Here is a 26,532-nt window from a genome sequence, read left to right on the forward strand (position 1 = left end):
TATCCCTGAGAATTATGTTCGTTTTCGCGCATGGAGCGTGTCGGCAAGCGCCATTGCAAGACCGACGGCGAGGCCGGTGACGTGCGCACCATTGGCGATAGACATACCAAACAGATCAAACCATCCGGCAATTAGCCATATTAACGCAAAGGCTATTAATCCGCGTTGTAAATAGATGCCGCTTTCCGGGTCGCGCTCCCCGCGAAGCCAGACGTAGCCCATCAAAGCGTAGACGACACCCGACAGCCCGCCGAACCACGGGCCGCTGAATTTATGCTGTACATAGCCGCTCAGCAGGGCGCTGATTACGGTGATGACAATCAGCTTGCCGCTGCCGAGCCGCTTCTCAACGATACCGCCGAGATACCACCACCACAGCAGGTTAAAGAGGATATGCATCACCGAGAAATGCATCAGCGCGTGGGTAAAGTAGCGCCAGACGTCAAAATCCAGCGACGGATCATACGGCCACGCCAGCGCGATCATCACGCTCTGGTCGCCCACCACGTTCATAATAATGAAGACAATAATGCAGGCCGCCATCAGCAGCAGCGTAAACGGGCCCGCGCGCTCGCGAATCGTGGCAAGGAAGGGAAAGCGGCTGTAATGCAGTCCGCTGCCGGTCTGCCCGGATTGCCAGCTGGCCGCCAGATAACGCGGGTCGCCGGGGTTCTCAAGGAAACGCGCCAGCTCCTCGTTGACCCGCCCTGCCTGGCTCTCATCGGCCAGCCAGACGTCGGTCTGAGTATGTTGCTGAATGGTCAGAATAACGCCCTGCGTCGCCATATAGTCGACAAACGCCTGGGCGACGCGCGGGTTGGTAAAAGAGGTGATCATCAACATGGGCAGCGGTCGCTTATTTCCACACAAAAGGGGACAGTATAGCGGGATTAGCGCTCAAACGCGTATTCCACTTCTGCCGGGAAATGACGATGCCAGGCATCAAAGCCGCCGTCGACGCTGTATACCGCGTCATAGCCTTGCTGAATCAGATACTGCGCCGCGCCTTTGCTGCTGTTGCCGTGGTAGCACATGACCATAACGGGCGTTTCGAAGTCGTTATCGCGCATAAACGCGCCCAGCGTGTCGTTGGTCAGATGAAACGCGCCCGGCGTGTGGCCCATCGCAAAACTCTGCGGGTCGCGAATGTCCACCAGCACCGCTTTTCCCTGGTGCATCTTCTGGTGGGCTTCTTCTACGTTAATACATTCAAACTGATCCATGGTGTTCTCTTTACAGTGGTCAACGACAAGATTTTACCCCGTAGTGTACGTCCTGGCGGCGGGTAAACGCCATTATGTTATCCATATCACTCTAAATTGTTTTTTTGATGTTACCAAAAGCGCGTTCCTTTGCTATTATGAGCGATATCGAACATTTTTGAGCTTTAACGAAAGTGCATGAGGGTGTTATGGAAACCAAAGATCTGATTGTGATAGGCGGTGGCATCAACGGTGCCGGTATTGCGGTTGATGCCGCAGGACGCGGTTTATCCGTGCTGATGCTGGAAGCTAACGATCTCGCCTGCGCGACGTCGTCCGCCAGCTCCAAGCTGATCCACGGTGGCCTGCGCTACCTGGAACACTACGAATTCCGCCTGGTCAGCGAAGCGCTGGCCGAACGCGAAGTGCTGCTGAAAATGGCCCCGCATCTGGCGATCCCGATGCGCTTCCGCCTGCCGCACCGCCCGCACCTGCGTCCGGCGTGGATGATCCGCATCGGCCTGTTTATGTACGATCATCTGGGCAAACGCACCAGCCTGCCGGGTTCGAACGGTTTGCGTTTTGGCTCAGAATCGGTCCTTAAGCCGGAAATCGTGCGCGGTTTCGAATATTCAGACTGCTGGGTGGACGATGCGCGTCTGGTTCTGGCGAATGCGCAGATGGTCGAGAAGAAAGGCGGCGAGGTGAAAACCCGGACCCGCGCGACCGCCGCCCGTCGTGAAAACGGCCTGTGGATTGTGGAAGCGGAAGACGTGGATACCGGCGAGAAGTTCAGCTGGAAAGCGCGCGGCCTGGTGAACGCCACCGGCCCGTGGGTGAAGCAGTTCTTCGACGACGGCATGCACCTGCCTTCGCCGTACGGCATCCGCCTGATCAAGGGCAGCCACATTGTGGTGCCGCGCGTGCATACCCAGAAGCAGGCTTATATCCTGCAAAACGAAGATAAACGCATCGTGTTTGTGATCCCGTGGATGGACGAATTCTCCATCATCGGGACCACCGACGTGGAGTACAAAGGCGATCCGAAAAACGTTGAGATCGACGAGAGCGAAGTGAACTACCTGTTGAAAGTGTATAACGCACACTTTAAGAAACAGCTGTCGCGCGACGACGTGGTCTGGACCTACTCCGGCGTGCGTCCGCTGTGTGATGACGAATCCGACTCACCGCAGGCCATCACCCGCGACTATACGCTCGATATTCACGACGTTGACGGTCAGGCACCGCTGCTGTCGGTGTTTGGCGGCAAGCTGACTACCTACCGCAAGCTGGCCGAGCACGCGCTGGAAAAACTGGCGCCGTACTACAAAGGTATTGGCCCGGCGTGGACCAAAGAGGCAGTGCTGCCCGGCGGAGATATTGGCGGAAACCGCGACGATTACGCCGCGAAGCTGCGCCGTCGCTTCCCGTTCATTACCGAAGGGATGGCGCGCCACTACGCCCGCACCTACGGCAGCAATACCGAGCTGTTCCTGGGCGACGCGAAATCGCTTGCCGATCTGGGTGAACATTTCGGCCACGAGCTGTACGAGGCCGAGCTGCGCTACCTGGTTGAGCACGAGTGGGTTCGCCGCCTTGAAGATGCCATCTGGCGTCGTACCAAAGAAGGGATGTGGCTTAACGCCGAGCAGCAGTCTCGCGTGGCGCAGTGGCTGCAGCAGCATGCGGGGAAGCGTGAGCTGTCGCTGGCGTCGTGATGTAAAAAAGCCCGGTGGCGCCACCGGGCTTTGTTTTTACAACCGCACCGGATCAATATGCCAGATGTTCTCGGCATACTCCTTGATGGTCCTGTCAGACGAGAAATACCCCATGTTGGCGATGTTGTGCATCGCCGCGCTGGTCCACTTCTCCTGCTGACGGTACAGCTCGTCCACTTTATCCTGGCAGTCCACGTAGCTGCGATAATCCGCCAGCACCTGATAGTGGTCGCCAAAGTTAATCAGCGAATCCACCAGATCGCGATAGCGGCCCGGCTCGTCGGGGCTGAACACACCGGTCGCAATCTGCGTCAGGACCTGACGTAGCTCTTCATCCCCTTCATAGAACTCACGCGGGGAGTAGCCTTTCCTGCGCAGCGCCTCCACTTCTTCGGTGGTATTGCCGAAGATAAAGATATTCTCTTCTCCTACGTGCTCCAGCATCTCGACGTTCGCCCCGTCCAGGGTGCCGATGGTCAGCGCGCCGTTGAGGGCAAACTTCATGTTGCTGGTGCCGGACGCTTCCGTTCCCGCCGTGGAGATCTGCTCGGAGAGATCTGCCGCCGGGATGATCAGCTGCGCCAGGCTGACGCTGTAGTTCGGGATGAATACCACCTTCAGCTTGTCGCCAATCTCCGGATCCTGGTTCACCACCTTCGCCACGTCGTTGATCAGGTGAATAATGTGCTTCGCCATGTAGTAAGCGGAAGCCGCCTTACCGGCGAAGATCTTCACGCGCGGCACCCACTCTGCGGTTGGATCGGCCTTAATGCGGTTGTAGTGGGTGATCACGTGCAGCACATTCATCAGCTGACGCTTGTACTCGTGGATGCGCTTGATCTGCACGTCAAACAGCGCTTTTGGGTTTGCGACCACGTTGAGGTGCATCGCCAGCCAGACCGCCAGACGTTTCTTGTTCAGCAGCTTGGCTTCCCGCACGGCCTTGTTCACCGTCGGGAAATCAATATGTTGCTTAAGTTCGCTCAGCTGGCTCAAATCGGTGCGCCAGGTGCGGCCGATATTCTCATCCAGCACGTCAGAGAGCGGCTGGTTGGCCAGCGCCAGCCAGCGGCGCGGCGTAACGCCGTTGGTGACGTTGCAGAAGCGCGTCGGGAAGATCTTCGCGAAGTCCGCAAACAGGGACTGCACCATCAGGTTCGAGTGCAGCTCGGACACCCCGTTCACCTTGTGGCTGATCACCACCGCCAGCCAGGCCATGCGCACGCGACGACCGTTGGATTCATCAATGATCGAGGCACGGCTCAGCAGCCCGGTATCGTTCGGATACTGCTCCTGCAGCGTCTTGAGGAAGTAGTCGTTGATCTCGAAGATGATTTGCAGGTGGCGCGGCAGAATTTTGCCGAGCATGTCCACCGGCCAGGTCTCCAGCGCTTCGCTCATCAGGGTGTGGTTGGTGTAGGAGAACACCTGGCACGTCACCTCAAACGCGTCGTCCCAGCTGAACTTGTGCTCGTCGATCAGCAGGCGCATCAGCTCGGGAATGGAGAGCACCGGATGGGTGTCGTTAAGGTGAATCGCGGTTTTCTCCGCCAGGTTGGCGTAGGTTTTGTGCAGCTGATGGTGGCGGCTGAGGATGTCCTGAATCGTCGCGGAGACGAGGAAATACTCCTGACGCAGGCGCAGCTCGCGCCCGGAGTAGGTTGAGTCATCCGGATACAGCACGCGGGAGACGTTCTCGGAGTGGTTTTTATCTTCCACCGCCGCAAAGTAGTCGCCCTGGTTAAATTTACCGAGGTTGATTTCGCTGCTCGCCTGGGCATTCCACAGGCGCAGCGTATTGGTCGCATCGGTGTCATAGCCGGGGATGATCTGATCATAGGCCACGGCGAGGATCTCTTCGGTTTCCACCCAGCGGGACTTTTTCCCTTCCTGCTGTATGCGTCCGCCAAAGCGCACCTTGTAGCGCGTGTTGTGGCGCTTGAACTCCCACGGGTTGCCGTATTCCAGCCAGTAGTCCGGGGACTCTTTCTGGCGGCCGTCAACGATGTTCTGCTTGAACATGCCGTAGTCGTAGCGAATACCGTAGCCGCGCCCCGGCAGCGCCAGGGTTGCCAGCGAGTCAAGGAAGCAGGCGGCAAGACGCCCGAGACCACCGTTACCCAGCCCCGGGTCGTTCTCTTCGTCAATCAGCTCTTCTAAATCCAGCCCCATCTCTTCCAGCGCGGTTTTGACGTCGTCGTAGATACCGAGCGACAGCAGCGCGTTGGAGAGGGTGCGGCCAATCAAAAATTCCATCGACAGGTAGTAAACCTGCCGCGTCTCCTGCGAAAGCTGGGCGCGGTTAGAGCGCAGCCAGCGTTCGACCATGCGGTCACGCACCGCAAACAGGGTGGCGTTCAGCCACTCGTGCTTGTTGGCGATGACCGGATCTTTCCCGATGGTAAACATCAGCTTGTAGGCGATGGAGTGCTTTAACGCCTCAACGCTGAGCGTGGGGGAAGAGTAGCTAAATGGAGCGTTCATATCAGTAACTTCGCCTCGTTACATCAAGCGTTGATAAAGGTCGCGGTACGACTGCGCCGCAACGTGCCAGCTAAAGTCCATGGACATCGCCTGACGCTGAACGTAACGCCACAGGGATGGACGGGACCACAAGACGAACGCACGCCGGATCGCCCGAAGCAGCGACCAGGCATTACTGTCCTCAAAAACAAACCCGCTGGCGATGCCGTCCGCCAGGTTTTCGAGAGAGCTATCCGATACCGTATCCGCCAGCCCGCCCGTGCGGCGCACCAGCGGTAGCGTGCCGTATTTCAGGCCGTAGAGCTGCGTCAGGCCGCAGGGTTCGAAACGGCTCGGCACCAGAATCACGTCCGCGCCGCCCATAATGCGGTGCGAGAACGCTTCGTGATAGCCAATCTGCACGCCCACCTGCCCCGGATGTTCCGCGGCGGCGGCGAGGAAACCTTCCTGCAGCACCGGGTCGCCCGCGCCGAGCAGCGCCAGCTGTCCGCCCTGCTCCAGTAAACCGGGCAGCGCCTCCAGCACCAGATCCAGCCCTTTCTGGCTGGTCAGGCGGCTGACCACCGCAAACAGCGGCACCTTGTCGTTGACCTTCAGCCCCATCGCAATTTGCAGCTGCCGTTTGTTTTCGGCTTTATCTTCCACCGAGTCGCGGCCATAGCGCGCGGCCAGCAGGAGATCGGTTTCAGGGCTCCAGATCTGCTCATCCACGCCGTTCAGAATGCCCGACAGGCGGCCTTCACGATGGCGCTGCTGCAGCAGCCCTTCCAGACCGTAGCCAAACTCCGGCTGGGTAATTTCACGCGCGTAGGTGGGGCTCACCGCCGTGATGTGGTCGGCGTAGTACAGCCCGGCCTTCAGGAACGAAATTTGCCCGTTGAACTCCAGCCCGTGCATGTTATAGAACGACCATGGCAGATCGATGTCATTCATATGATGCGCATAGTACATGCCCTGATACGCCAGGTTGTGCACCGTAAACACCGATTTTGCCGGATGCCCTTTTGCCGCCAGATACGCTGGCGTCAGCCCGGCGTGCCAGTCGTGCGCGTGGACCACATCCGGACGCCAGAATGGATCCAGCCCGACGGCCATCTCCGCCCCCACCCAGCCGAGCAGCGCAAAGCGCAGCACGTTGTCGGTATAGGCGAACAGGTTGGTATCGTGATACGGGCTGCCCGGACGGTCGTACAGATGCGGCGCGTCGATCAGGTAGATCCCTACGCCGTTGTAGTGCCCAAACAGCAGGGTGATGCGTCCGGCAAACGTTTCACGGCGGGTCACGACCTTTGCATCAGGTATGCCGCGCCGGATATCCGGGAAGGCGGGCAGCAGGACGCGGGTATCGACTCCACCGGCGATTTGCGCCGCCGGTAATGCACCAAGAACATCCGCCAGGCCGCCCGTTTTTAACAACGGGAACATCTCAGAACATACGTGTAAAACCTGCATCATCGCTCCTGTTTGATCTGCAGCTTCCGCAACATTTCCCGTGTGACTAACACGATCCCCTCTTCAGAACGGTAGAAGCGACGCGCATCTTCTTCCGCGTTTTCACCAATCACCATTCCCTCAGGAATGACGCAGGCGCGGTCGATCACGCAGCGACGCAGACGACACGAACGCCCTACCCAGACATCCGGCAGCAGAACCGCCGAATCGATATTACAGAATGAGTTTATACGCACGCGCGGGAACAGCACGGACTGCACCACCACCGAACCTGAGATGATGCACCCGCCGGAGACCAGCGAGTTCAGGGTCATGCCGTGGCTGCCGGAGCGGTCCTGCACGAACTTCGCCGGCGGCAGGGATTCCATGTGGGTACGAATCGGCCAGTTCTGGTCGTACATATCCAGCTCAGGCGTCACGGACGCCAGATCGAGGTTGGCTTTCCAGTACGCTTCCAGGGTTCCCACATCACGCCAGTAAGGCTCCGCATTCGGGTCGGACTGCACGCAGGACAATGGGAAGGGATGTGCATAGGCCATGCCAGCTTTGGTGATTTTCGGGATGATGTCTTTACCGAAGTCGTGGCTGGAGCTTTCGTCTTTGTCGTCTTCTTCGAGCAGCTCATAAAGATAATCTGCATCAAAGACATAGATCCCCATGCTGGCGAGCGATTTGGTGTCATCGCCCGGCATGGTTGGCGGGTTCGCCGGTTTTTCAACGAAGTCGATAATCTTGTCGTCCGCATCCACGTGCATCACGCCAAACGCCGTCGCCTCGGCAACGGGCACCGGCAGACACGCCACGGTGCAGCGCGCCCCTTTTTCGACGTGGTCGATCAGCATGTGCGAGTAATCCTGCTTGTAGATGTGGTCACCCGCGAGGATCACGATGTATTCCGCGCTGTAGCGGCGAATAATGTCGAGGTTTTGGGTCACCGCATCCGCCGTGCCGCGGTACCAGTTTTCCCCGTGTACGCGCTGCTGCGCCGGGAGCAGATCGACAAACTCGTTCATCTCTTCGCTGAAGAATGACCAGCCGCGCTGAATGTGCTGCACCAGGGTGTGCGACTGATACTGAGTAATGACGCCAATGCGGCGAATGCCAGAGTTCAGGCAGTTTGAGAGCGCAAAGTCGATAATGCGGAACTTACCACCAAAGTGAACGGCCGGCTTGGCGCGCTTGATGGTCAAATCTTTCAGACGGGTACCACGCCCGCCCGCAAGTATCAGGGCAACGGTTTTTAATGGTAGCTGGCGCGCCAACATTAACGGATCGTTCTTCTCTAATCTAACCATGACTAACTCCTTTTTTATCATCTTTGGAATACGCACACTCCGTGCGCAGGCCCGTGCCAGACAGCCATTACTACCGGATTATCCGCTCCGGCAAAGGGGGGAACAGCTCGCCACTCCCCGTCAGGTAAAACAATCTCTGCGACGTCGTCCGTCGCGTTCAGCGTCACCAGCCACTTACCCGAAAGCAGGATTTGCAGGCAGGTGATGCCGTGTTGCCACTCTTGCGCGCTCAACGGCTGCGCGTCTTTATTCAGCCAGCTAACGTTGCCGTCGCCCTCTTCCCACCAGCTGTCGGCGGTAAGGGCGGGGATCTGCTGGCGAAGGTGGATTAGCGCCGCGGTGAAATGGGTCAACCCGCTGTTCGCCTCCCCCCAGTCGAGCCAGGTTAAGGTATTGTCCTGGCAATAGGCGTTGTTATTACCGTGCTGGCTGTGGCCGTGCTCGTCGCCCGCCAGCAGCATCGGTGTGCCCTGAGACAGCAAAAGCGTCGTCAGCAGCGCATGAACGCTGGCGCGTCGCCGCTCGATCACATCCAGACTTCCGCCTAACCCTTCTATACCATGATTGAAGCTATGGTTATTGTTAGTGCCATCGCGATTCTCTTCGCCGTTGGCCTCATTGTGTTTCTGATTGAAACAAACGCAGTCGCGCAGCGTAAAACCGTCATGCGCCGTCACCAGGTTGATGGTGGCCGACGGACGTTTTCCGTCGCGCTTAAAGAGATCGCTGGAGCCGGCAAAGCGTCCGGCGAACTCGCCCAGCGACAAATCGCGCGCCAGCCAGAAGCGGCGGATGGCATCGCGGTAGTGGTCGTTCCACTCGGCAAACAGCGGCGGGAAGTTCCCCACCTGATAACCGCCTTCACCAATGTCCCAGGGTTCCGCAATCAGCTTCACCGTTGAGAGCACCGGGCAGTTTTTTATCGCCTCAAACAGCGGTGCCTGCTGGCTAAATGCTGGAGTGCGCCCCATCACCGGCGCCAGGTCGAAACGAAAACCGTCCACGTGGAACGTCTCTACCCAGTATTTCAGGCATTCGTACGCGTAATGCGTAACGGCCGGATGGCTGAGGTTGAGGGTGTTACCGCACCCGGTCCAGTTCTCGTAATCGCCATCTTCCCTGATCCAATAATAGCTACGGTTATCGATTCCGCGCTGTGAGAGCGTCGGGCCGTCAAGATCGCTTTCCGCACTGTGGTTCAGCACCACGTCCAGAATGACCTCAATGCCCGCGGCGTGGAGCGCCTTCACCGCGTCGCGAAACTCGTCCCGCGCTTTCTCCGGATGCACCGCGTAGCGCGGGTCGAGAGCGAACATCGCCAGCGGGTTGTAGCCCCAGTAGTTGCTTAACCCAAGACGCTGAAGACGCGGCTCGCTGGCGAAATGCGCCACCGGAAGCAGCTCCAGCGCGGTGATGCCCAAATGCTTCAGGTAAGCGACCATGGTCGGATGCCCCAGCGCTTTGTAGGTGCCGCGCATCTCTTTGGGGATCGACGGGTGCAGGTAGGTCAGCCCTTTGACGTGCGCTTCATAGATGACGGTGTTACCCCACGGCGTGCGCGGCGGGGCATCGTCTTCCCAGTCGTAGAGATCGTGCACCACCGCGCTTTTCGGCGCGACGGGCGCGCTGTTGCGGTGGTCCGGTTCGCCGTAGCCGACGTGGAACAGCGGGTCGTCTTTAAACTCGCCGTCCACGCGGCGCGCGCACGGGTCAATCAGCAGTTTCGCCGGGTTAAACCAGTGCCCCTGAGAAGGCTCCCACGGGCCGTGTACGCGGAAACCGTAGTGCATTCCCGGACGCCCGCCGGACAGGTAACCGTGCCAGATGTCTCCCGTGCGGGACGGTAAATCGTAACGGTGCTCGTTACCCTCCCCGTCAAACACGCAGAGCTCCACCCGCTCCGCGTGAGCAGAAAAGAGCGTGAAGTTCACCCCCTTTCCGTCAAAACTCGCGCCGAGCGGTTCGGGTTTACCTGCCGTAAGCTGCGTCATTCTCCCTCCCGCATCAGCCAGATGGTGCCAAGCGGCGGCAGCGTCAGGCTCAGGGAGTTTGGACGCCCGTGGCTTTCAATCGCATCGCTCTGCACCAGCCCGCCGTTACCGGCGTTACTGCCGTGGTAATGCATGGAATCGGTATTCAGGATCTCGCGCCATTTGCCCGGCTGGTTAATGCCGAAGCGGTAGTGTTCGCGCGGCACCGGCGTGAAGTTGCTGGCGACGATAATCTCGTTGCCCGCTTTATCGCGACGTACAAAGACAAACACCGAGCGCTCGTGGTCGTCCACCACCAGCCACTCAAAGCCGTACGGGTCGAAGTCCAGCTCGTGCAGCGCTTTATGGTGGCGGTAGGTCAGGTTCAGGTCGCGCACCAAACGCTGTACGCCGTGGTGCCAGTTGTCGCCGCCCTCCAGCAGATGCCAGTCGAGGCTGGTGTCGTGGTTCCACTCGCGACCCTGGGCGAACTCATTGCCCATAAACAGCAGCTTTTTGCCCGGGAAGGCAAACATCCAGCCGTAGTAGGCGCGCAGGTTGGCAAACTTCTGCCACGCGTCGCCCGGCATGCGGTCGAGAATGGATTTTTTGCCGTGCACCACTTCATCGTGCGACAGCGGCAGCATGAAGTTTTCGGTGTAGTTGTAGAGCAGCCCGAAGGTGAGCTTATCGTGGTGATACTGACGATAAACCGGGTCGAGCTTCATGTAGTCGAGCGTGTCGTGCATCCAGCCCAGGTTCCACTTGTACCAGAACCCCAGGCCACCTGATGACGGAGGGCGGGAGACGCCCGCAAAGTCCGTCGACTCTTCCGCCATGGTCACGGCGCCTTCCACCTGCTCGCCAATGATGCGGTTGGTGTTGCGCAGAAATTCAATCGCTTCGAGGTTTTCACGGCCGCCATACTCGTTCGGGATCCACTCTCCCTCTTTGCGGCTGTAGTCGCGGTAGATCATCGAGGCCACCGCATCCACGCGCAGGGCATCAATGCCGAAGCGTTCGATCCAGTACAGCGCATTCCCCACCAGGTAATTCGACACTTCACGGCGACCGTAGTTGTAGATCAGCGTGTTCCAGTCCTGGTGATAGCCTTCGCGCGGGTCGCTGTGCTCGTACAGCTTCGTGCCGTCGAACTCTGCCAGCGCAAAATCGTCCGACGGGAAATGGCCCGGGACCCAGTCGAGGATCACGTTCAGCCCGGCGGCGTGCGCGGCATCAATGAAATAGCGGAAATCATCGCGCGTGCCGAAGCGCCGCGTGGGCGCATACAGCCCGGTGGGCTGATAGCCCCAGCTGCCGTCGAACGGGTGCTCGTTAACCGGCAGCAGTTCGAGGTGGGTAAAGCCCATCCATTTGGCGTACGGCACCAGCTGGTCGGCGAGCTCCCGGTAGCTGAGCCAGAAGTTGTTATCGGTGTGGCGGCGCCAGGAGCCGAGATGCACTTCGTAAACGGAGATCGGCGCATCAAAGCGGTTGGCCTGCTTGCGCTCCTCGGTCTGAACGACCTTCTCCGGCAGGCCGCAGATCAGCGATGCGGTATCCGGGCGCATCTGCGCCTCGAAGGCGTACGGGTCGGCTTTAATGCGCAGCTTGCCGTGCGCGTCGATCATCTCAAATTTGTAGAGCTGGCCGTTATGCGCCCCGGGGATAAACAGCTCCCAGATGCCCGTCTCACGGCGCAGGCGCATCGGGTGGCGGCGGCCGTCCCAGTAGTTGAACTGCCCAACGACGGAGACGCGCTGGGCGTTTGGCGCCCATACGGCAAAGCGCGTGCCGGTGATACCGTCCATGGTATCCGCGTGGGCACCCAGCGTTTCGTAGGGGCGTAAATGGGTCCCTTCGGACAGCAGCCAGGCATCCATCTCTTTTAAGAGCGGCCCAAAGCTGTAGGGATCGTCAATCAGGTTTTGCTGGCCGTGCCAGATAACGGCGAGCTGATAGCGAAAGGGGTTTTTACGGCGGGGCATGACGCCCGAGAAGAAGCCGCGCGAGTCGAGGCATTCCAGATTACCCACCTTGCGGCCGGTTTTGGGTTCGATAACCCACACTTCTGTCGCATCCGGCAACAGCGCCCGAACTTCCAGTCCGGCCTCTGTACGGTGCATCCCTAGCACAGAAAAGGGGTCAGCAAAATGACCCGCAATAAGCGCATTAATCACGTCTCTCGAAATACGATCGGACATGGTATTCATCCTGTTTTTTTATGTCGCCCTTTTTACGCGCTCCGGGACGACTTTTAATGTGACCTAAACGGTGCAGTTGATCCTCTCTGCTCCGCCCTACCCTCAGGTGAGAAATAAATCTTCCTTAAAGCATAGCCAACGTCGTGGTTCCTCCTGATAAAAAATAAGACATCTGCGTTTTACTCCCTGTAGTACGCAAAAAAAGGGGGTGACAATCACCCCCCGTGTTTAACAAATTATTACGCCAGCTGGCGCAGCATGCGGCGCAGCGGCTCGGCGGCACCCCACAGGAGCTGGTCGCCGACGGTGAACGCGGAGAGATACTCCGGCCCCATGTTCAGCTTGCGCAGGCGGCCAACCGGCGTGGTCAGCGTGCCGGTAACGGCAGCCGGGGTCAGTTCACGCATGGTGATATCGCGATCGTTTGGCACCACTTTCGCCCACGGGTTGTGCGCGGCCAGCAGCTCTTCCACGGTCGGAATAGACACATCTTTTTTCAGTTTAATGGTGAAGGCCTGGCTGTGGCAGCGCAGCGCGCCGATACGCACGCACAGACCGTCAACCGGAATGGTATTCGCGGTGGCGAGGATTTTGTTGGTCTCCGCCTGGCCCTTCCACTCTTCGCGGGTCTGGCCGTTATCCAGCTGTTTGTCGATCCAAGGGATCAGACCGCCGGCCAGCGGTACGCCAAAGTTATCCACCGGCAGCTCGCCGCTGCGGGTCAGCTGAGTGACTTTGCGCTCGATGTCGAGGATGGCGGACGCCGGGTTTGCCAGCTCGGTCGCGACGCTTTGGTGCAGCTGGCCCATCTGGGTCAGCAGCTCGCGCATGTGGCGCGCGCCGCCGCCGGACGCGGCCTGGTAGGTCGCCACGGAGACCCACTCCACCAGGTCCTGCGCGAACAGGCCGCCGAGTGACATCAGCATCAGGCTGACGGTGCAGTTGCCGCCAACAAAGGTTTTCACGCCGTTGTTCAGGCCGTCGGTGATGACGTCCTGGTTAACCGGGTCGAGAATAATGATGGCATCGTCTTTCATGCGCAGTGAAGAGGCCGCGTCAATCCAGTAGCCCTGCCAGCCGCTTTCACGCAGCTTTGGATAGATTTCGTTGGTATAATCGCCGCCCTGGCAGGTCACAATAATGTCGAGTGCCTTCAGCGCTTCCAGATCGTAAGCGTCCTGCAACGTGCCTGTGGTACCACCAAAGGACGGAGCAGCCTGGCCGAGCTGGGAAGTGGAGAAGAAGACCGGGCGGATAGCGTCGAAATCGCGCTCTTCAACCATGCGTTGCATGAGTACAGAGCCGACCATACCGCGCCAGCCGATGAAACCAACGTTTTTCATAGCATTTTTTTCCTGCTGAGGGTGTGTGCTGATTGTGCAAGCCAGTATTGAACTGGGATATGCTTCACATTACAAAATGCTGCCAAAGTCGCAAGCGAAATTAATCGATGATTGCCCGGCAATCAGAAATACAGCTAATTATCATAATAACCATAGAGAGTTTCAGGGATAATTTACATGAGTGAAATCATTTCAGCAGCGGTTTTATTGATCCTGATAATGGATCCACTGGGCAACCTGCCCATCTTCATGTCGGTGCTGAAGCACACCGAGCCGAAGCGCCGCCGGGCGATCATGATCCGCGAGCTGCTTATCGCCCTGCTGGTGATGTTTATCTTCCTGTTTGCCGGTGAAAAAATTCTCGCGTTCCTGAACCTGCGCGCCGAAACGGTTTCCATTTCCGGCGGGATTATTCTCTTCCTGATTGCCATTAAGATGATCTTCCCGAGCGCCGAAGGCAGCAGCAGCGGCCTGCCCGCAGGCGAAGAGCCGTTTATCGTGCCGCTGGCGATTCCCCTCGTCGCGGGGCCAACCATTCTGGCGACGCTGATGCTGCTGTCGCATCAGTATCCGAATCAGATGAGCCATCTGGTGATTGCCCTGCTGATTGCCTGGGGCGGAACATTTATTATTCTGCTGCAGTCGTCGCTGTTCCTGCGCCTGCTGGGTGAGAAAGGGGTGAACGCGCTGGAGCGTCTGATGGGGCTGATTCTGGTAATGATGGCGACGCAGATGTTCCTGGACGGCATCCGGGCGTGGATGAAAGGATGACTTTCTCCCTCTCCCCGTGGGAGAGGGCCGGGGTGAGGGCATCAGGCCGCAGAGGACAGCCCACCTACCCCTTACGAATCAAATACCGGTACGGCAGCGCCTCGGTCTGCTGCGCCACCAGTTCATGCTCCATAAAGGTACAAAAACCGGGAATATCGCGCGTGGTGGCCGGATCGTCAGCAATAATCAGCAGCGTTTCACCGGTCTGCATGTTACGCACGGTCTTACGTACCATCATTACCGGCTCCGGGCAGCGAAGGCCCTGGGCATCAAGGGTGTGGTCTGGGCTGGAAAACAGGTCGGTCATGATCTTCTCGGTCAGATAAAAACGGCAGTAGTTTACGCCCCGGCGCGGGCAATGCAAACCAGGTTAACGATTGCGCAAAAACCAACCATTGCAATGTCCAGCCAAAGCAGTATCATGCTGCGGTTTTTATTGGGTTCCCTCACCCCAACGTATAAAAAGGTCACAATATGACGCAGTTCTCTGAATCACAGCGCGTAAAAGCGTTGTTCTGGCTTTCGCTTTTCCATTTGCTGGTGATCACCTCCAGCAACTACCTGGTGCAGCTCCCGATCTCCATTTTTGGTTTTCATACCACCTGGGGCGCGTTCAGCTTTCCGTTTATTTTCCTCGCCACCGATCTGACCGTGCGTATCTTCGGCGCACCGCTGGCACGCCGCATTATCTTTGCGGTCATGCTTCCGGCGCTGTTCATCTCGTACGTGATCTCCTCCCTGTTTTACATGGGAAGCTGGCAAGGCTTTGAGGCGCTGACACACTTCAACCTGTTTGTCGCCCGTATCGCCGCGGCAAGCTTTATGGCCTACGCGCTGGGGCAGATCCTCGACGTGCACGTGTTTAACCGCCTGCGTCAGAATCACCGCTGGTGGATGGCACCGACCGCGTCCACGCTGTTCGGCAACGTGAGCGATACGCTGGCCTTCTTCTTCATCGCCTTCTGGCGCAGCCCGGATGCCTTTATGGCCGAGCACTGGATGGAGATCGCGCTGGTGGACTACTGCTTCAAGGTGCTCATCAGCATTGTTTTCTTCCTGCCGATGTACGGCGTGCTGCTGAATATGCTGCTGAAAAGGCTGGCAGATAAATCTGAAATCACGGCATTGCAGGCTGGTTAAGGGTTCGCTTTATCAGTTGTGATAAGATGGGTGAATGAGCCGCTATGGCCGTTTATCGAAAGGAAGAAGTCAATGCGCAATCTGGTTAAATATGTCGGGATTGGCCTGCTGGTTGTGGGTCTTGCAGCCTGTGATAACAGCGACACGAAAACGCCTGCTCAGGGCGCATCCGCAGAAAGCAACGCGACCGGTCAGCCGGTGAATCTGATGGATGGCAAACTCAGTTTCTCTCTGCCAGCCGATATGACTGACCAGAGCGGCAAGCTGGGCACCCAGGCGAATAACATGCACGTTTACTCCGACGCAACCGGCCAGAAAGCGGTCATTGTGATTGTGGGCGACGACACCAGCGAAGACCTGGCCGTCCTGTCCAAACGTCTGGAAGACCAGCAGCGCGGCCGCGACCCGCAGCTGCAGGTGGTAACCAATAAATCCATCGAGCTGAAAGGCCATAAGCTGCAGCAGCTGGACAGCATCATCTCCGCTAAAGGCCAGACCGCCTGGTCTTCTGTGGTGCTGGGCAAGGTTGATAACAAACTGCTGACCCTGCAGATCACCCTGCCAGCGGAAGATCAGCAGAAAGCGCAGACGGCTGCTGAAAACATCATTAACACCATCGTGATCCAGTAACCCTTCACGACGATGACGTGGCCTCCGGTGCCTGCACCGGGGGCCATTTTTTTAGCCGCCACGTCAGCAGCAGGGCAATTATCACCAGACCCGCCGCGGCAAGATAGATCACCGGTACCCCCGCCCAGGCCATCACCAGCCCCGCCAGCGGCCCGGTTATGCCTAAAGACATATCCATAAATACCGTATAGGTCGCCAGCGCCGCCCCCTGATTCTGCTGCGGCACCGCTTTAACCGCCACCACGCCCAGTGCCGGGAAGACCAGAGAGAAACCGGCTCCCGCCAGGAAGACGCCAATTTTCGCCATCCAGGGCGCGCTGGCGATGCCGGTTAACAGCAGCCCGACAATCTCTACCGTAAAGCAGATCATCGCTACGTTCAGCCCGCCCAGACGGTTGATACCGTTCGGGAAAAGCAGGCGGGCGCCAACAAACGCACTGCTGAAGAGGGTTAACGCAAAGGCCGCGCCCTCCCAGCCTTTGGCGTCATAAAACAGGGTAATGAAGGTCGCAATGACGCCGAAGCCGGTGGTCGCCAGGGCCAGCGCCATGCCGTACGGCCAGACGCGCCCCAGCACGGCCCGAAACGGCAGCGGCTTGCCCTTGCTGGCCTTCACCTTCGGGCGCGGCAGCGCAAACAGTATCGCCACAAGCGCGACCGCTATAATGGTCAGCGACAGTCCATACAGACCGCCAAAGGCGTAACAGGCCACGCCAAGCGGCGCGCCGAGCGCCATCGCCCCGTAGGTGACGATCCCGTTCCACGAGATAACCCGGCCAATGTGTGGTGCACCGACAACCCCCACACCCCATAGCGTCGAGCCGGTTCCTGCCAGGCTTTGCCCAATCCCGAGAATGACGCGGCCCAGGCAAAGCAGCGCCAGGCTGACCAGCGGCCAGTGGCTGGTAGCGGCAGCCAGCAGGTAGCTCAGACCACTGAGGAAACAGCCGCACAATCCCACTACCACAATGCTTTTGGGACCGAACAGGTCGGCGTAGCGCCCGGCGTGCGGGCGGCTAAGGAGCGTGGCGAAATACTGGAGGCTGATGACCAGCCCCGCCCAGAACGCGCTAAAACCCATCACGTCATGGACGTAGCCCGGCAGAACCGCCAGCGGCAGGCCGATCGTTAAATAGCTGGCAAAGTTGAAGATAACGACGGAAACAATGCGCAGATTGAGGCGCAATCCGCTCAGCGCCGGTTCGGCGGCAGGTTCTGGCATGGGGTTCTACCTGAATTTTTTGCAACAGTGTTTCACTATTACCACGGAGCAATAAGAAAATCAGCCCCGACTTTCAGATTATCGGTGCCAGACGAAGCGGCCCTAAGGCACTACACTTATCGGGTCATCTTATTAAGGAACGCGCATGTTAGCTCCCCAGCCCGATAAAGCAGGACTCCACATCTTATTAAAACTCGCCTGTCTGGTGGTTATCCTTGCGGGTATACATGCTGCCGCTGACATTATCGTCCAGCTCCTGCTGGCGCTCTTTTTTGCCATTGTCCTCAATCCGCTGGTGACCTGGTTTTTACGCCGGGGCGTGAGCCGCCCGGTGGCCATCACCATCGTGGTTATCGTGATGCTGATTGGCCTGACGGCGCTCTTCGGCGTACTGGCGGCATCGCTGAGCGAATTCTCCACCATGTTGCCGCAGTACAATAAAGAGCTGACGCGTAAAATCGTCGCGCTGCAGGAGATGATGCCCTTTCTTAACCTGCATATTTCCCCAGAACGGATGCTGCGCAGGATGGATTCCGAGAAGGTCATGACCTACGCCACCACGCTGATGACCGGTCTTTCCGGCGCGATGGCCAGCATTTTGCTGCTGGTCATGACGGTGGTGTTTATGCTGTTCGAAGTGCGCCATGTTCCGTATAAGCTGCGCTTTGCTTTAAATAACCCGCAAATACACATTGCCGGCCTACACCGCGCCTTAAAGGGCGTCTCCAAATATCTGGCGCTGAAAACGCTGCTAAGCGTCTGGACCGGGATTATTGTCTGGCTGGGGCTGATGCTGATGGATGTTCAGTTCGCGCTGATGTGGGGGGTGCTGGCGTTTCTGCTGAACTACGTGCCGAATATTGGCGCGGTGCTTTCCGCCGTGCCGCCGATGATTCAGGCGTTTCTGTTTAACGGTTTCTACGAATGTATGCTGGTCGGAGCGCTGTTCCTCGTCGTGCATATGGTGCTGGGCAACATTCTTGAACCGCGCATGATGGGGCACCGGCTGGGCATGTCGACGCTGGTGGTGTTTTTATCCTTGCTGATTTGGGGATGGCTGCTGGGCCCTGTCGGCATGCTGCTGTCGGTCCCGCTGACCAGCGTATGTAAAATCTGGATGGAAACCACCAAAGGGGGCAGCAAGCTGGCGATCCTGCTTGGGCCGGGGCGGCCGAAAAGCCGGTTGCCGGGGTAATGTATCTGTCTGTGTAAACGGGTTTATACCGTCAAATACCGCGACGCTCACCGTCGCGGTATTTTTATTTGCGTTAAGGCTTATTCCTTCCGTTTTTTATCAACTCACCCAGATTTCGCTTAAATGCAACACCCCCTTAAAGCAAATTAAAAAAAAACGGAATGATTAATTATTTTGCGTGATATTATACCCCGCCTTAGCGACGACGTAATGTAAACATTAATATTGATTAAAAACACACCTGACTTAATCCTTAATCCTTAAGCCTGGTGATGCTTATTTGTAAAAAACACTACCTTTAATTGTTATTATTGATATGGAGTTGTTGATGAAAAAGCTCGTTAAATGGTGCGCTGCCGCCGTATTCGTTGGCGCACTGGCTGGCTGTGCGCGTACCGCCCCTATTGCTCAGGTTCACTCTGTCGTGAGCGCAGGTCATACTGCCGATCAGGTGAAAACAGCCATTTTGAAAGCAGGCCAGAAGCGTGACTGGATCATGACGGAAGCGGGCCCGGGCGTGATTAAGGGCCGTCTGCAGGCACGCGATCACTCGGTCCAGGTGCGTATCCTCTACTCTGCGACAAGTTATTCAATTAATTACGAAAGCAGCCTGAACCTGAAAGCGGCAGACGGTAAAATTCACAAAAATTATAACCGCTGGGTGAACAACCTCGACCACGATATTCAGCTGAACCTTTCTGCGGGTGCCGCGCTGTAATATTTTTCTAAAGTCGGGCCGGACATGGCCCGATAACCTCATTTCTTACCCTGAAAGGTTACGCAACAATGTACGAAAAGGACACGCTCAGCGCGCTGGATGCCATTACCGAAGCGCAACGCATCGCTTTTGCGCCGATGTTATTTCAGACCGCGCTTTGTCTGCGTAACTCGGGCGTTCTCGCCTGGCTCGATAAACAGGGTAATAAGGGGGCGAGCCTCGACGAAATAACCGAAAACAGTACCCTGAGCAGTTATGCCGTCAGCGTATTGTTAGACATGGGATTAAGCGGGCGGATAATTACTTATAAAGAAGGTCATTATTTCCTGGCGAAAGTGGGCCATTTCTTACTCCACGATACCATGACCCGCGTTAATATGGATTTCACGCAGGACGTCTGTTACCAGGGGTTATTTCATCTGGCCGATGCCCTGCAGAAAGAAAAACCGGCTGGATTATCCGTGTTTGGCGACTGGCCAACCATCTATCCGGCTTTATCCCAGCTTCCTGCCCCGGCAAAAGAGAGCTGGTTTGCCTTCGATCATTACTATTCCGACGCCGCTTTTGACGCTGTGTTGCCATATATATTCGCAAGCTCGCCGACAAAATTGTACGATGTGGGCGGAAATACAGGTAAATGGTCGTTACGCTGCTGCCGCTATGACGACAATGTTGCCGTGACGATCCTCGATCTCCCGCAGCAGATAGCGCTGGCGCAGGAAAACATCGAAAAAGCAGGTTTTTCTCATCGTATTGGATTCCATGCTGTCGATATGCTTAGTCCGTCGGCATTGCCGGGAGATGCCGACGTCTGGTGGATGAGCCAGTTCCTCGACTGTTTCTCTCCGGATCAGATTGTCGCCATGCTGACGCGCGTCGCAGAGGTCATGAAGCCTGGCGCACGGTTGTGCATCATGGAGCTTTTCTGGGATGCCCAGAAATATGAAGCGGCGGCTTTCAGCCTGAATGCCACCTCGCTCTATTTCACCTGTATGGCGAATGGCAATAGCCGGTTTTACAGCGTAGAGAAGTTTTATCACTACCTGGAAAGGGCGGGCTTCAGCATAGCACAGCGGCTGGATAACCTTGGGGTAGGTCATACCCTGTTAATTTGCACCAAACGTGAACAATAGCGCAGCCTGGCTGCCCTTTGAATACGGTATTCCGCGGACGCGCGTAGATGAAATTTTCACTGAACATTATTGACTGGCAGGCAAGAGCGCCAGGACTAAGCGATGCCGCAGAGTGGCAGGCGTGGTCGCGCCTGCAGTCGACCATCGACCCGACGGCTCCTCTACCCCGCCTGACCGCGTTACCGATGATGACCGCGCGCCGCCTTAACTCAGGCAGTAAGCTGGCGGTGGATATTGGTCTTGCCATGCTGCAAAGCCACGCCATAGACGCCGTCGTCTATTCCAGCCGCCACGGCGAGCTGGAGCGCAATTACCGTATTCTGCATACGCTGGCGACCGGGCAGGCCGTCTCGCCTACCGACTTCGCCATGTCCGTGCATAATTCCGCGGTGGGCAATCTCACGATCGCCGCTCGCCAGCCTGTTGTCTCATCATCCATTTCCGCCGGGCTGGACACCTTCCAGCAGGCCCTGTGTGAAGTGCTGAGCCTGCTGCATGCGGGCTACTCCCGCGTCCTGCTGGTGGATTTTGACGGCGCGCTGCCGGAATTTTACCATCCGGCGTTACCGCCGCAGATGCCTACCTGGCCGTACGCGGTGGCGCTGGTGATTGAAGCCGGCAGCGAATGGCAGTGCGAAACCCGCAGCGGCAGCACGGGCGAGGAAGCCGCCCTGCCGCAAAGCCTGATGTTCCTGCAACGCTATCTCCGCGAGGAACGGCAGTTTGTGGTGCCCGGCGAACGTTTGCTGTGGCAGTGGGCGCGCCAATGAACCGCCTGACCGCCCGGATCAACTGGCTATGGCGTCTGGTCATGACCGGATTCTGCTTCGTGCTGTTTGGCGCGGGCGGGCTGCTGTTGTCGCTGGTCTGGTTCAACCTGCTGCTGATTGCCCAGCGCGATCGCGCCAAACGCCGTCGCCTGGCGCGCCGCAGCATCGCGGCCAGCTTCCGCTTCTTCTTAACCGTTGCCCGCGGCACCGGGGTGCTGGACTATCGCATCCACAATCTTGATGCTCTGCGCGGCGATCGGGGCTGCCTGGTGGTGGCTAACCACCCTACGTTAATTGACTACGTGATTCTGGCGTCGGTAATGCCCGAAACCGACTGTCTGGTGAAAAGCGCGTTACTGCGCAATCCGTTTGTCAGCGGCGTTATCCGCGCGGCGGATTATCTGATTAACAGCGAGGCCGAGCCCCTGCTCGCCGCCAGCCAGCAGCGTCTGGCCCAGGGCGACACGCTGTTAATCTTCCCGGAAGGGACGCGTACCCGCCCAGGTGAGGCGATGTCCCTCCAGCGCGGCGCGGCAAATATCGCCGTGCGCTGCGGCAGCGATCTGCGGATCGTACTCATCCACTGCAGCGAGCACCTGCTGGATAAAAAAAGCCGCTGGTATGATGTACCGCCCGCAAAACCTGTCTTTACCGTCGATGTGCGCGATCGCGTGAACATCGACGAATTTTACGATGCAAGGCAACAAGAACCGGCACTGGCGGCAAGGCAGTTAAACCGGCACCTGCAGCATCGATTAACATCAGGCCTTCAATCTTTGTCAGGAATTAATGATGCAAGCGCTTTATCTTGAAATTAAGAATCTCATTATCACCACGCTGAATCTGGACGAGCTTACCGCAGAGGATATTGATACCGATGCCGCGCTGTTTGGCGACGGGCTGGGTCTCGACTCTATCGACGCGCTGGAGCTGGGTCTGGCGGTGAAAAACCAGTATGGCGTGGTGCTTTCTGCCGAAAGCGAAGAGATGCGCCAGCACTTCTTTTCCGTCGCCACCCTGGCGTCCTTTATCCACGCCCAACGCGCCTGAGATGTGAACTATGACCGAACAAGAAACCATTTATCAGGAAGTCTGCGGCCTTCTGACCAAACTCTTTGAAATCGACCCGCAGGACATTACGCCCGAAGCCCGTCTTTACGAAGACCTGGAGCTGGACAGCATTGACGCGGTGGACATGATTGTCCATCTGCAGAAGAAAACCGGTAAGAAAATCAAGCCGGAAACCTTCAAATCGGTTCGTACCGTTCAGGATGTGGTAGACGCCGTCGAACAGCTGCTGCGCGAAGAGTAAGACACCGTGCGTGGTGGACGGACGTTCCCGGTCATCCCACTTCTGACGGGGCTGATGCTGCTGGCGTGGCCCTTCCTGATTGGATTTGGGCTGACGCATAACAGCCTGCCGTGGCTGCTGCCGGTGATGGCGCTGCTGTTGCTGCTGCGGCTGCGTCAGGCGCGGCGTAACACCGGCCCGATGCGGTATGTGGTGCAGTGCGTGGCGCTGGCGGGGATCGCGCTCTGCGCGGCAAGCTACCTGCTGAAAACCCACCAGTGGCTGCTGTTTTACCCTGTGGTCGTTAATCTTGTAATGCTCGCCGTGTTCGGCGGTTCGCTCTGGACAGCGATGCCGCTGGTCGAACGCCTGGCGCGCCTGCGAGAGCCCAATTTGCCGCCGGAGGGCGTGCGCTATACCCGCAGGGTGACCCTCGTCTGGTGCGGATTTTTCATCGGCAACGGGGCGATGGCGCTGTATACCGTCCTGCACGGCGACATGCATCTGTGGACGCTGTGGAACGGTATGGTGGCTTACATCCTGATGGGGACGCTGATGGCGGCAGAGTGGCTGGTGCGCCAGCGGGTGATAAAAAAAGAGATGCACAATGAATAACCCCCTTCCGCTGGGCCAGTGGTTAAACGCGCCCCGCCCTGACGACACGCCCGTCGCCTGGCTCGACGATCGTACCTGGACGCTGGGCCAGCTGCGCCACGACGTGACGTTACTGGTCGACACCCTGCGTCAGCAGGAAGGCGAGCGCTGGGCGCTGTGCTTTGAAAACAGCTACCTGTTTATCGTTGCGCTGCTGGCCTCGCTGCATGCTGGTAAAACGCCGGTCATTCCCGGCCATAGCCGCGTTTCGCTGCTTGAGGAGCAGCAGCCGCTGTTTAGCGGCGTCCTGAGCGATCGGTCCCTCGATATTGACGGGCAGCTGATTGTGGTAGCCTCCCGCCACCAGACGATCGCCCGCTGGGTACCCCTGCCGGAGATTAACGAAAACCGCTTCGTCGAGCTGTTCACCTCCGGCTCCACGGGAGCGCCGCGCCGGGTGGTTAAGCACATCGTCAGCCTGGATCGCGAAGCCCGCCTGCTGGCTGACCGCTTCGGCGAACGCCTGGCTGGCTGTAGCGTTGTGGCCTCCGTCGTCCCGCAACATCTCTACGGCCTGACATTTCGCATCGTACTGCCGATGGCGATGGGCCTGCCGCTGCATGCCGCGATGCTCTACTACGCAGAGCAGCTGGCCGCCCTTCCTCATGACCGGCATTACCTGTTCATCAGCAGTCCGGCGTTCCTGAAGCGCCTGGATACCGAGCTGGCCGCGCCGCCCGTCAGGATGCTGATTTCCGCGGGCGGAATGCTGCCCTGGCGTGACGTCTCCACCACGGTTGGCTGGCTTAACATCTGGCCGGACGAAATTTATGGCAGCACCGAAACCGGGATCCTCGCCTGGCGCCATCGCGTGGAAGATAACCTGCCGTGGCTACCCTTCCCCGGCGTAAACTTCCATCAGGAAAATGACGCCTGCCGCGTCACTTCGCCACTTATCCATGAGGCTGAAGGACTCCAGCTGGACGATATCCTCCACTTCGACAGTGCGGGGCTTTTCAGCATCGCCGGTCGTCGCGGGCGGGTGGTCAAAATTGAAGAAAAGCGCATCTCGCTTAACGAGATCGAGCGTCGCCTGCTGGAGCTCGACGGCGTTTGCGAGGCGGCTGCGCTGCCGGTTACGCGCGGGGGCCGTCAGGGGATTGGCGTCCTGCTGGTGCTGGATGAGGCGGTTCGTCAGCGCTGGCATCTGCAGGATAAAAAAGCGCAGGAGTTCGCCTGGCGACGCGCCCTGCTGCCGTGGCTTGAGCCGGTCGCCGTTCCACGCTACTGGCGCATTGTCGATGAGATGCCGGTAAACAGTATGAACAAGCGTGTCTATGCGCAGTTAGAGGAGTTATTTCATGAAACTTCATGAAATCGAGCGCCATCAGGCACAGCCGGAGAAGCTGGAGATCGTGTTGCATCTCGACGCCTCTCTGTTCTGGTTTCAGGGCCATTTTGCCGTACAGCCGCTGCTGCCCGGCGTTGCGCAGCTTGACTGGGTGATGCACTACGCAACGACCTTACTGGCACCGGGCTACCGCTTTCACAGCATTCAAAACGTGAAGTTCCAGGCGCCTCTGCTGCCGGAAACCACGGTGACGCTGGTGCTTGAGTGGCATGCCGGGCGCAAACTGCTGACCTTCAGCTACCTGCGTCATGACGGGGCTGAACGCCATACCGCCAGCAGCGGGAAAATTCGTCTATGTCAGTAACCTTCCGCCCCTGCGTGCTGATCCCGTGCTACAACCACGGCGCCACAATGGCCAGCGTGCTGTCGCGCCTCTCGCCGTTTGGCCTGCCGTGCCTGGTGGTGGATGACGGCAGCGAAGCCGCCACCCGCCAGGAGCTTGAGCGGCTGGCGGCGGAACAGCCGCAGATGACGCTGGTCCGTCTGGCGCAAAACGCCGGCAAAGGTGCCGCGGTCATCAGGGGGCTGGAGGAGTGCGCGCGTGCGGGCTATACCCACGCCCTGCAGGTGGACGCGGACGGCCAGCATGCCATCGAAGATATTCCCAAAATGCTGGCGCTGGCGGAGCGCCACCCGGACGCGCTGATTTCCGGCCAGCCCGTTTACGATGATTCCATCCCGCGCTCGCGGCTCTACGGGCGCTGGGTCACCCACGTCTGGGTATGGATTGAGACCTTATCCCTGCAGCTTAAAGACAGCATGTGCGGCTTTCGGGTCTACCCGGTCTCGCCCACGCTGCGGCTCGCCGCGCGTGAAACGCTCGGTAAACGGATGGACTTTGACACCGAAGTGATGGTCCGTCTCTACTGGCAGGGCAACACCAGCGTCTTTCTGCCCACCCGCGTGACCTATCCGCAGGACGGGTTGTCCCACTTCGACGCGTTGAAAGATAACGTGCGGATCTCCCTGATGCATACCCGGCTGTTCTTCGGCATGCTTCCGCGCATTCCCGGCCTGCTCTTCCGTCGACGCGGCCAACACTGGGCGCAGCAGCAGGAGGTTAAAGGCCTGTGGGGCATGCGCCTGATGCTGCGTGTCTGGCAGCTGCTGGGGCGGCGGGCGTTTACCGTGCTGCTGTGGCCGGTTATCGGCGTCTACTGGCTGATCGCGCGTCCGGCGCGGCAGGCTTCGCGGCAGTGGATTGCACGCGTGAAGCAGGTGCTGATGCAGCGGAACATGCCTGTTCCAGAACGGCTCAACAGCTTTTTCCATTTCATGCGCTTCGGCAACGCGATGCTGGACAAAGTCGCCAGCTGGCGCGGCGAGCTGAAGTTTAAGCGCGACGTGGTCTTTGCTCCCGGCGCGAGCGAAACGCTTAATATCGCGGCGCCGCAGGGCAAGCTGCTGCTGGCCTCGCATCTTGGCGACGTAGAAGCCTGCCGGGCGCTGGCCCAGCTGGACGGCAGCAAAACCATCAACGCCCTGGTCTTCAGCGAGAACGCCCGGCGTTTTAAGCAAATTATGAGCGAAATGGCGCCCCAGGCCGGCGTGAATTTGATGTCGGTCACCGACATCGGCCCGGACACCGCCATTGCCATCAAAGAGAAGCTTGAGCGCGGAGAATGGGTCGCGATCGTGGGCGACCGCATCGCCGTCAACCCGCAGCGTGGCGGCGAGTGGCGGGTGATCTGGAGCCAGTTTATGGGCCAGCCCGCACCGTTCCCTCAGGGGCCGTTTATCCTGGCCTCCATCCTGCGCTGTCCGGTGGTGTTGATTTTCGCCCTGCGCCAGCAGGGTAAGCTCGTCCTGCACAGCGAGCCGTTTGCCGACCCGCTGATCCTGCCGCGCGGGGAACGCCAGCAGGCGCTGCAGGCTACCGTCGATCGCTACGCGCAGCGGCTGGAGCATTACGCCCTGATGTCGCCGCTCGACTGGTTTAATTTTTTCGATTTCTGGCATCTGCCAGAGTCCAGAGAGAAGGAGTAAAGG

At 58.4% G+C, this 26,532-nt stretch carries 25 protein-coding genes; 15 read left to right on the forward strand and 10 right to left on the reverse strand.

The annotated features are described in order from the left end of the window. Positions 1-12: 12 nt before the first annotated feature. Together glpG and glpE are read right to left on the reverse strand one after the other, a co-directional pair. Positions 13-843, reverse strand: coding sequence for a rhomboid family intramembrane serine protease GlpG (gene glpG / locus IM265_RS17820; protein ID WP_045259371.1), 831 nt, complete (start codon positions 841-843; stop codon positions 13-15). Between the two features lie 47 nt (positions 844-890). Further along, a complete protein-coding gene (gene glpE, locus IM265_RS17825; RefSeq protein WP_028014686.1) occupies positions 891-1,223 on the reverse strand; it encodes a thiosulfate sulfurtransferase GlpE in 333 nt (110 codons plus the stop codon). Between the two features lie 188 nt (positions 1,224-1,411). Here glpE and glpD point away from each other — a divergent pair, with 188 nt between their 5' ends. Next, positions 1,412-2,920 (forward strand): glycerol-3-phosphate dehydrogenase, encoded by a 1,509-nt coding sequence (glpD, locus tag IM265_RS17830; RefSeq protein ID WP_041911900.1) that lies wholly within the window; start codon positions 1,412-1,414, stop codon positions 2,918-2,920. 36 nt (positions 2,921-2,956) lie between these two features. Here the strand turns inward: glpD and glgP are convergent, their stop codons facing one another. From glgP to asd, 6 genes are all read right to left on the reverse strand, one after another. Further along, complete coding sequence (glgP, locus tag IM265_RS17835) at positions 2,957-5,404, reverse strand: glycogen phosphorylase (protein ID WP_041911899.1); 2,448 nt, start codon at positions 5,402-5,404, stop codon at positions 2,957-2,959. A gap of 18 nt (positions 5,405-5,422) precedes the next feature. Continuing rightward, a complete protein-coding gene (gene glgA / locus IM265_RS17840) occupies positions 5,423-6,856 on the reverse strand; it encodes a glycogen synthase GlgA (RefSeq protein ID WP_041911898.1) in 1,434 nt (477 codons plus the stop codon). Next, positions 6,856-8,151: a glucose-1-phosphate adenylyltransferase gene (gene glgC, locus IM265_RS17845; RefSeq protein ID WP_028014690.1), complete on the reverse strand. Its 1,296-nt coding sequence runs from the start codon at positions 8,149-8,151 to the stop codon at positions 6,856-6,858. Before glgC ends, glgA begins: the two co-directional genes overlap by 1 nt. A 17-nt stretch (positions 8,152-8,168) precedes the next feature. Next, complete coding sequence (gene glgX / locus IM265_RS17850) at positions 8,169-10,142, reverse strand: glycogen debranching protein GlgX (protein ID WP_193031690.1); 1,974 nt, start codon at positions 10,140-10,142, stop codon at positions 8,169-8,171. Next, the gene (gene glgB / locus IM265_RS17855; protein ID WP_045259374.1) at positions 10,139-12,325 is read right to left on the reverse strand and encodes a 1,4-alpha-glucan branching enzyme; all 2,187 of its coding nucleotides are present in this window, start codon (positions 12,323-12,325) and stop codon (positions 10,139-10,141) included. Before glgB ends, glgX begins: the two co-directional genes overlap by 4 nt. Before the next feature lie 239 nt (positions 12,326-12,564). Further along, positions 12,565-13,668 (reverse strand): aspartate-semialdehyde dehydrogenase, encoded by a 1,104-nt coding sequence (gene asd / locus IM265_RS17860; RefSeq protein ID WP_022649649.1) that lies wholly within the window; start codon positions 13,666-13,668, stop codon positions 12,565-12,567. A 177-nt stretch (positions 13,669-13,845) separates the two neighbouring features. On the opposite strand from asd, the gene yhgN reads away from it, so the two are divergent. Continuing rightward, entirely contained in the window at positions 13,846-14,439 is a 594-nt protein-coding gene (yhgN, locus tag IM265_RS17865) for an NAAT family transporter YhgN (RefSeq protein ID WP_003861574.1), read from the forward strand. Between the two features lie 64 nt (positions 14,440-14,503). On the opposite strand, the gene tusA is transcribed toward yhgN, so the two are convergent. Beyond that, positions 14,504-14,746, reverse strand: coding sequence for a sulfurtransferase TusA (gene tusA / locus IM265_RS17870; protein WP_008503071.1), 243 nt, complete (start codon positions 14,744-14,746; stop codon positions 14,504-14,506). 167 nt (positions 14,747-14,913) lie between these two features. Between tusA and IM265_RS17875 the strand changes: the two genes are divergently transcribed. Next, positions 14,914-15,579: a 7-cyano-7-deazaguanine/7-aminomethyl-7-deazaguanine transporter gene (locus IM265_RS17875; protein ID WP_028014693.1), complete on the forward strand. Its 666-nt coding sequence runs from the start codon at positions 14,914-14,916 to the stop codon at positions 15,577-15,579. A 72-nt stretch (positions 15,580-15,651) separates the two neighbouring features. Continuing rightward, complete coding sequence (locus IM265_RS17880; RefSeq protein ID WP_028014694.1) at positions 15,652-16,209, forward strand: DcrB family lipoprotein; 558 nt, start codon at positions 15,652-15,654, stop codon at positions 16,207-16,209. Positions 16,210-16,213: 4 nt separating this feature from the next. Here IM265_RS17880 and IM265_RS17885 read toward each other — a convergent pair whose 3' ends face one another. Beyond that, positions 16,214-17,431: an MFS transporter gene (locus IM265_RS17885; protein WP_193031692.1), complete on the reverse strand. Its 1,218-nt coding sequence runs from the start codon at positions 17,429-17,431 to the stop codon at positions 16,214-16,216. A gap of 145 nt (positions 17,432-17,576) precedes the next feature. Here IM265_RS17885 and IM265_RS17890 point away from each other — a divergent pair, with 145 nt between their 5' ends. The 11 genes from IM265_RS17890 (at position 17,577) to IM265_RS17940 (ending at position 26,529) form a co-directional block, all read left to right on the forward strand. After that, positions 17,577-18,626, forward strand: a complete 1,050-nt coding sequence (locus IM265_RS17890) for an AI-2E family transporter (protein ID WP_041911893.1) — start codon at positions 17,577-17,579, stop codon at positions 18,624-18,626. Between the two features lie 328 nt (positions 18,627-18,954). Then, positions 18,955-19,344 (forward strand): hypothetical protein, encoded by a 390-nt coding sequence (locus IM265_RS17895; RefSeq protein ID WP_193031694.1) that lies wholly within the window; start codon positions 18,955-18,957, stop codon positions 19,342-19,344. Positions 19,345-19,412: 68 nt separating this feature from the next. Next, a complete protein-coding gene (locus IM265_RS17900) occupies positions 19,413-20,477 on the forward strand; it encodes a class I SAM-dependent methyltransferase (protein ID WP_193031696.1) in 1,065 nt (354 codons plus the stop codon). A gap of 47 nt (positions 20,478-20,524) precedes the next feature. Next, complete coding sequence (locus IM265_RS17905; protein WP_041911891.1) at positions 20,525-21,247, forward strand: beta-ketoacyl synthase chain length factor; 723 nt, start codon at positions 20,525-20,527, stop codon at positions 21,245-21,247. Beyond that, entirely contained in the window at positions 21,244-22,059 is an 816-nt protein-coding gene (locus IM265_RS17910; protein ID WP_048960820.1) for a 1-acyl-sn-glycerol-3-phosphate acyltransferase, read from the forward strand. Before IM265_RS17905 ends, IM265_RS17910 begins: the two co-directional genes overlap by 4 nt. After that, complete coding sequence (locus IM265_RS17915) at positions 22,040-22,297, forward strand: phosphopantetheine-binding protein (RefSeq protein WP_028014701.1); 258 nt, start codon at positions 22,040-22,042, stop codon at positions 22,295-22,297. The genes IM265_RS17910 and IM265_RS17915 overlap by 20 nt, the downstream gene beginning before the upstream one ends. 10 nt (positions 22,298-22,307) lie before the next feature. Continuing rightward, positions 22,308-22,559 (forward strand): acyl carrier protein, encoded by a 252-nt coding sequence (locus IM265_RS17920; RefSeq protein ID WP_024908875.1) that lies wholly within the window; start codon positions 22,308-22,310, stop codon positions 22,557-22,559. 6 nt (positions 22,560-22,565) lie between these two features. Continuing rightward, complete coding sequence (locus tag IM265_RS17925; protein ID WP_045259379.1) at positions 22,566-23,153, forward strand: hypothetical protein; 588 nt, start codon at positions 22,566-22,568, stop codon at positions 23,151-23,153. Further along, positions 23,146-24,507 (forward strand): acyl-CoA synthetase, encoded by a 1,362-nt coding sequence (locus IM265_RS17930; protein ID WP_182034975.1) that lies wholly within the window; start codon positions 23,146-23,148, stop codon positions 24,505-24,507. The genes IM265_RS17925 and IM265_RS17930 overlap by 8 nt, the downstream gene beginning before the upstream one ends. Beyond that, positions 24,494-24,847 (forward strand): hydroxymyristoyl-ACP dehydratase, encoded by a 354-nt coding sequence (locus IM265_RS17935; RefSeq protein WP_182034973.1) that lies wholly within the window; start codon positions 24,494-24,496, stop codon positions 24,845-24,847. The genes IM265_RS17930 and IM265_RS17935 overlap by 14 nt, the downstream gene beginning before the upstream one ends. Next, the gene (locus tag IM265_RS17940) at positions 24,838-26,529 is read left to right on the forward strand and encodes a glycosyltransferase (RefSeq protein ID WP_182034971.1); all 1,692 of its coding nucleotides are present in this window, start codon (positions 24,838-24,840) and stop codon (positions 26,527-26,529) included. The genes IM265_RS17935 and IM265_RS17940 overlap by 10 nt, the downstream gene beginning before the upstream one ends. Positions 26,530-26,532: the final 3 nt, after the last annotated feature.

Source organism: Enterobacter cloacae complex sp. P17RS (assembly GCF_014895885.1).
GTDB lineage: Bacteria > Pseudomonadota > Gammaproteobacteria > Enterobacterales > Enterobacteriaceae > Enterobacter > Enterobacter bugandensis.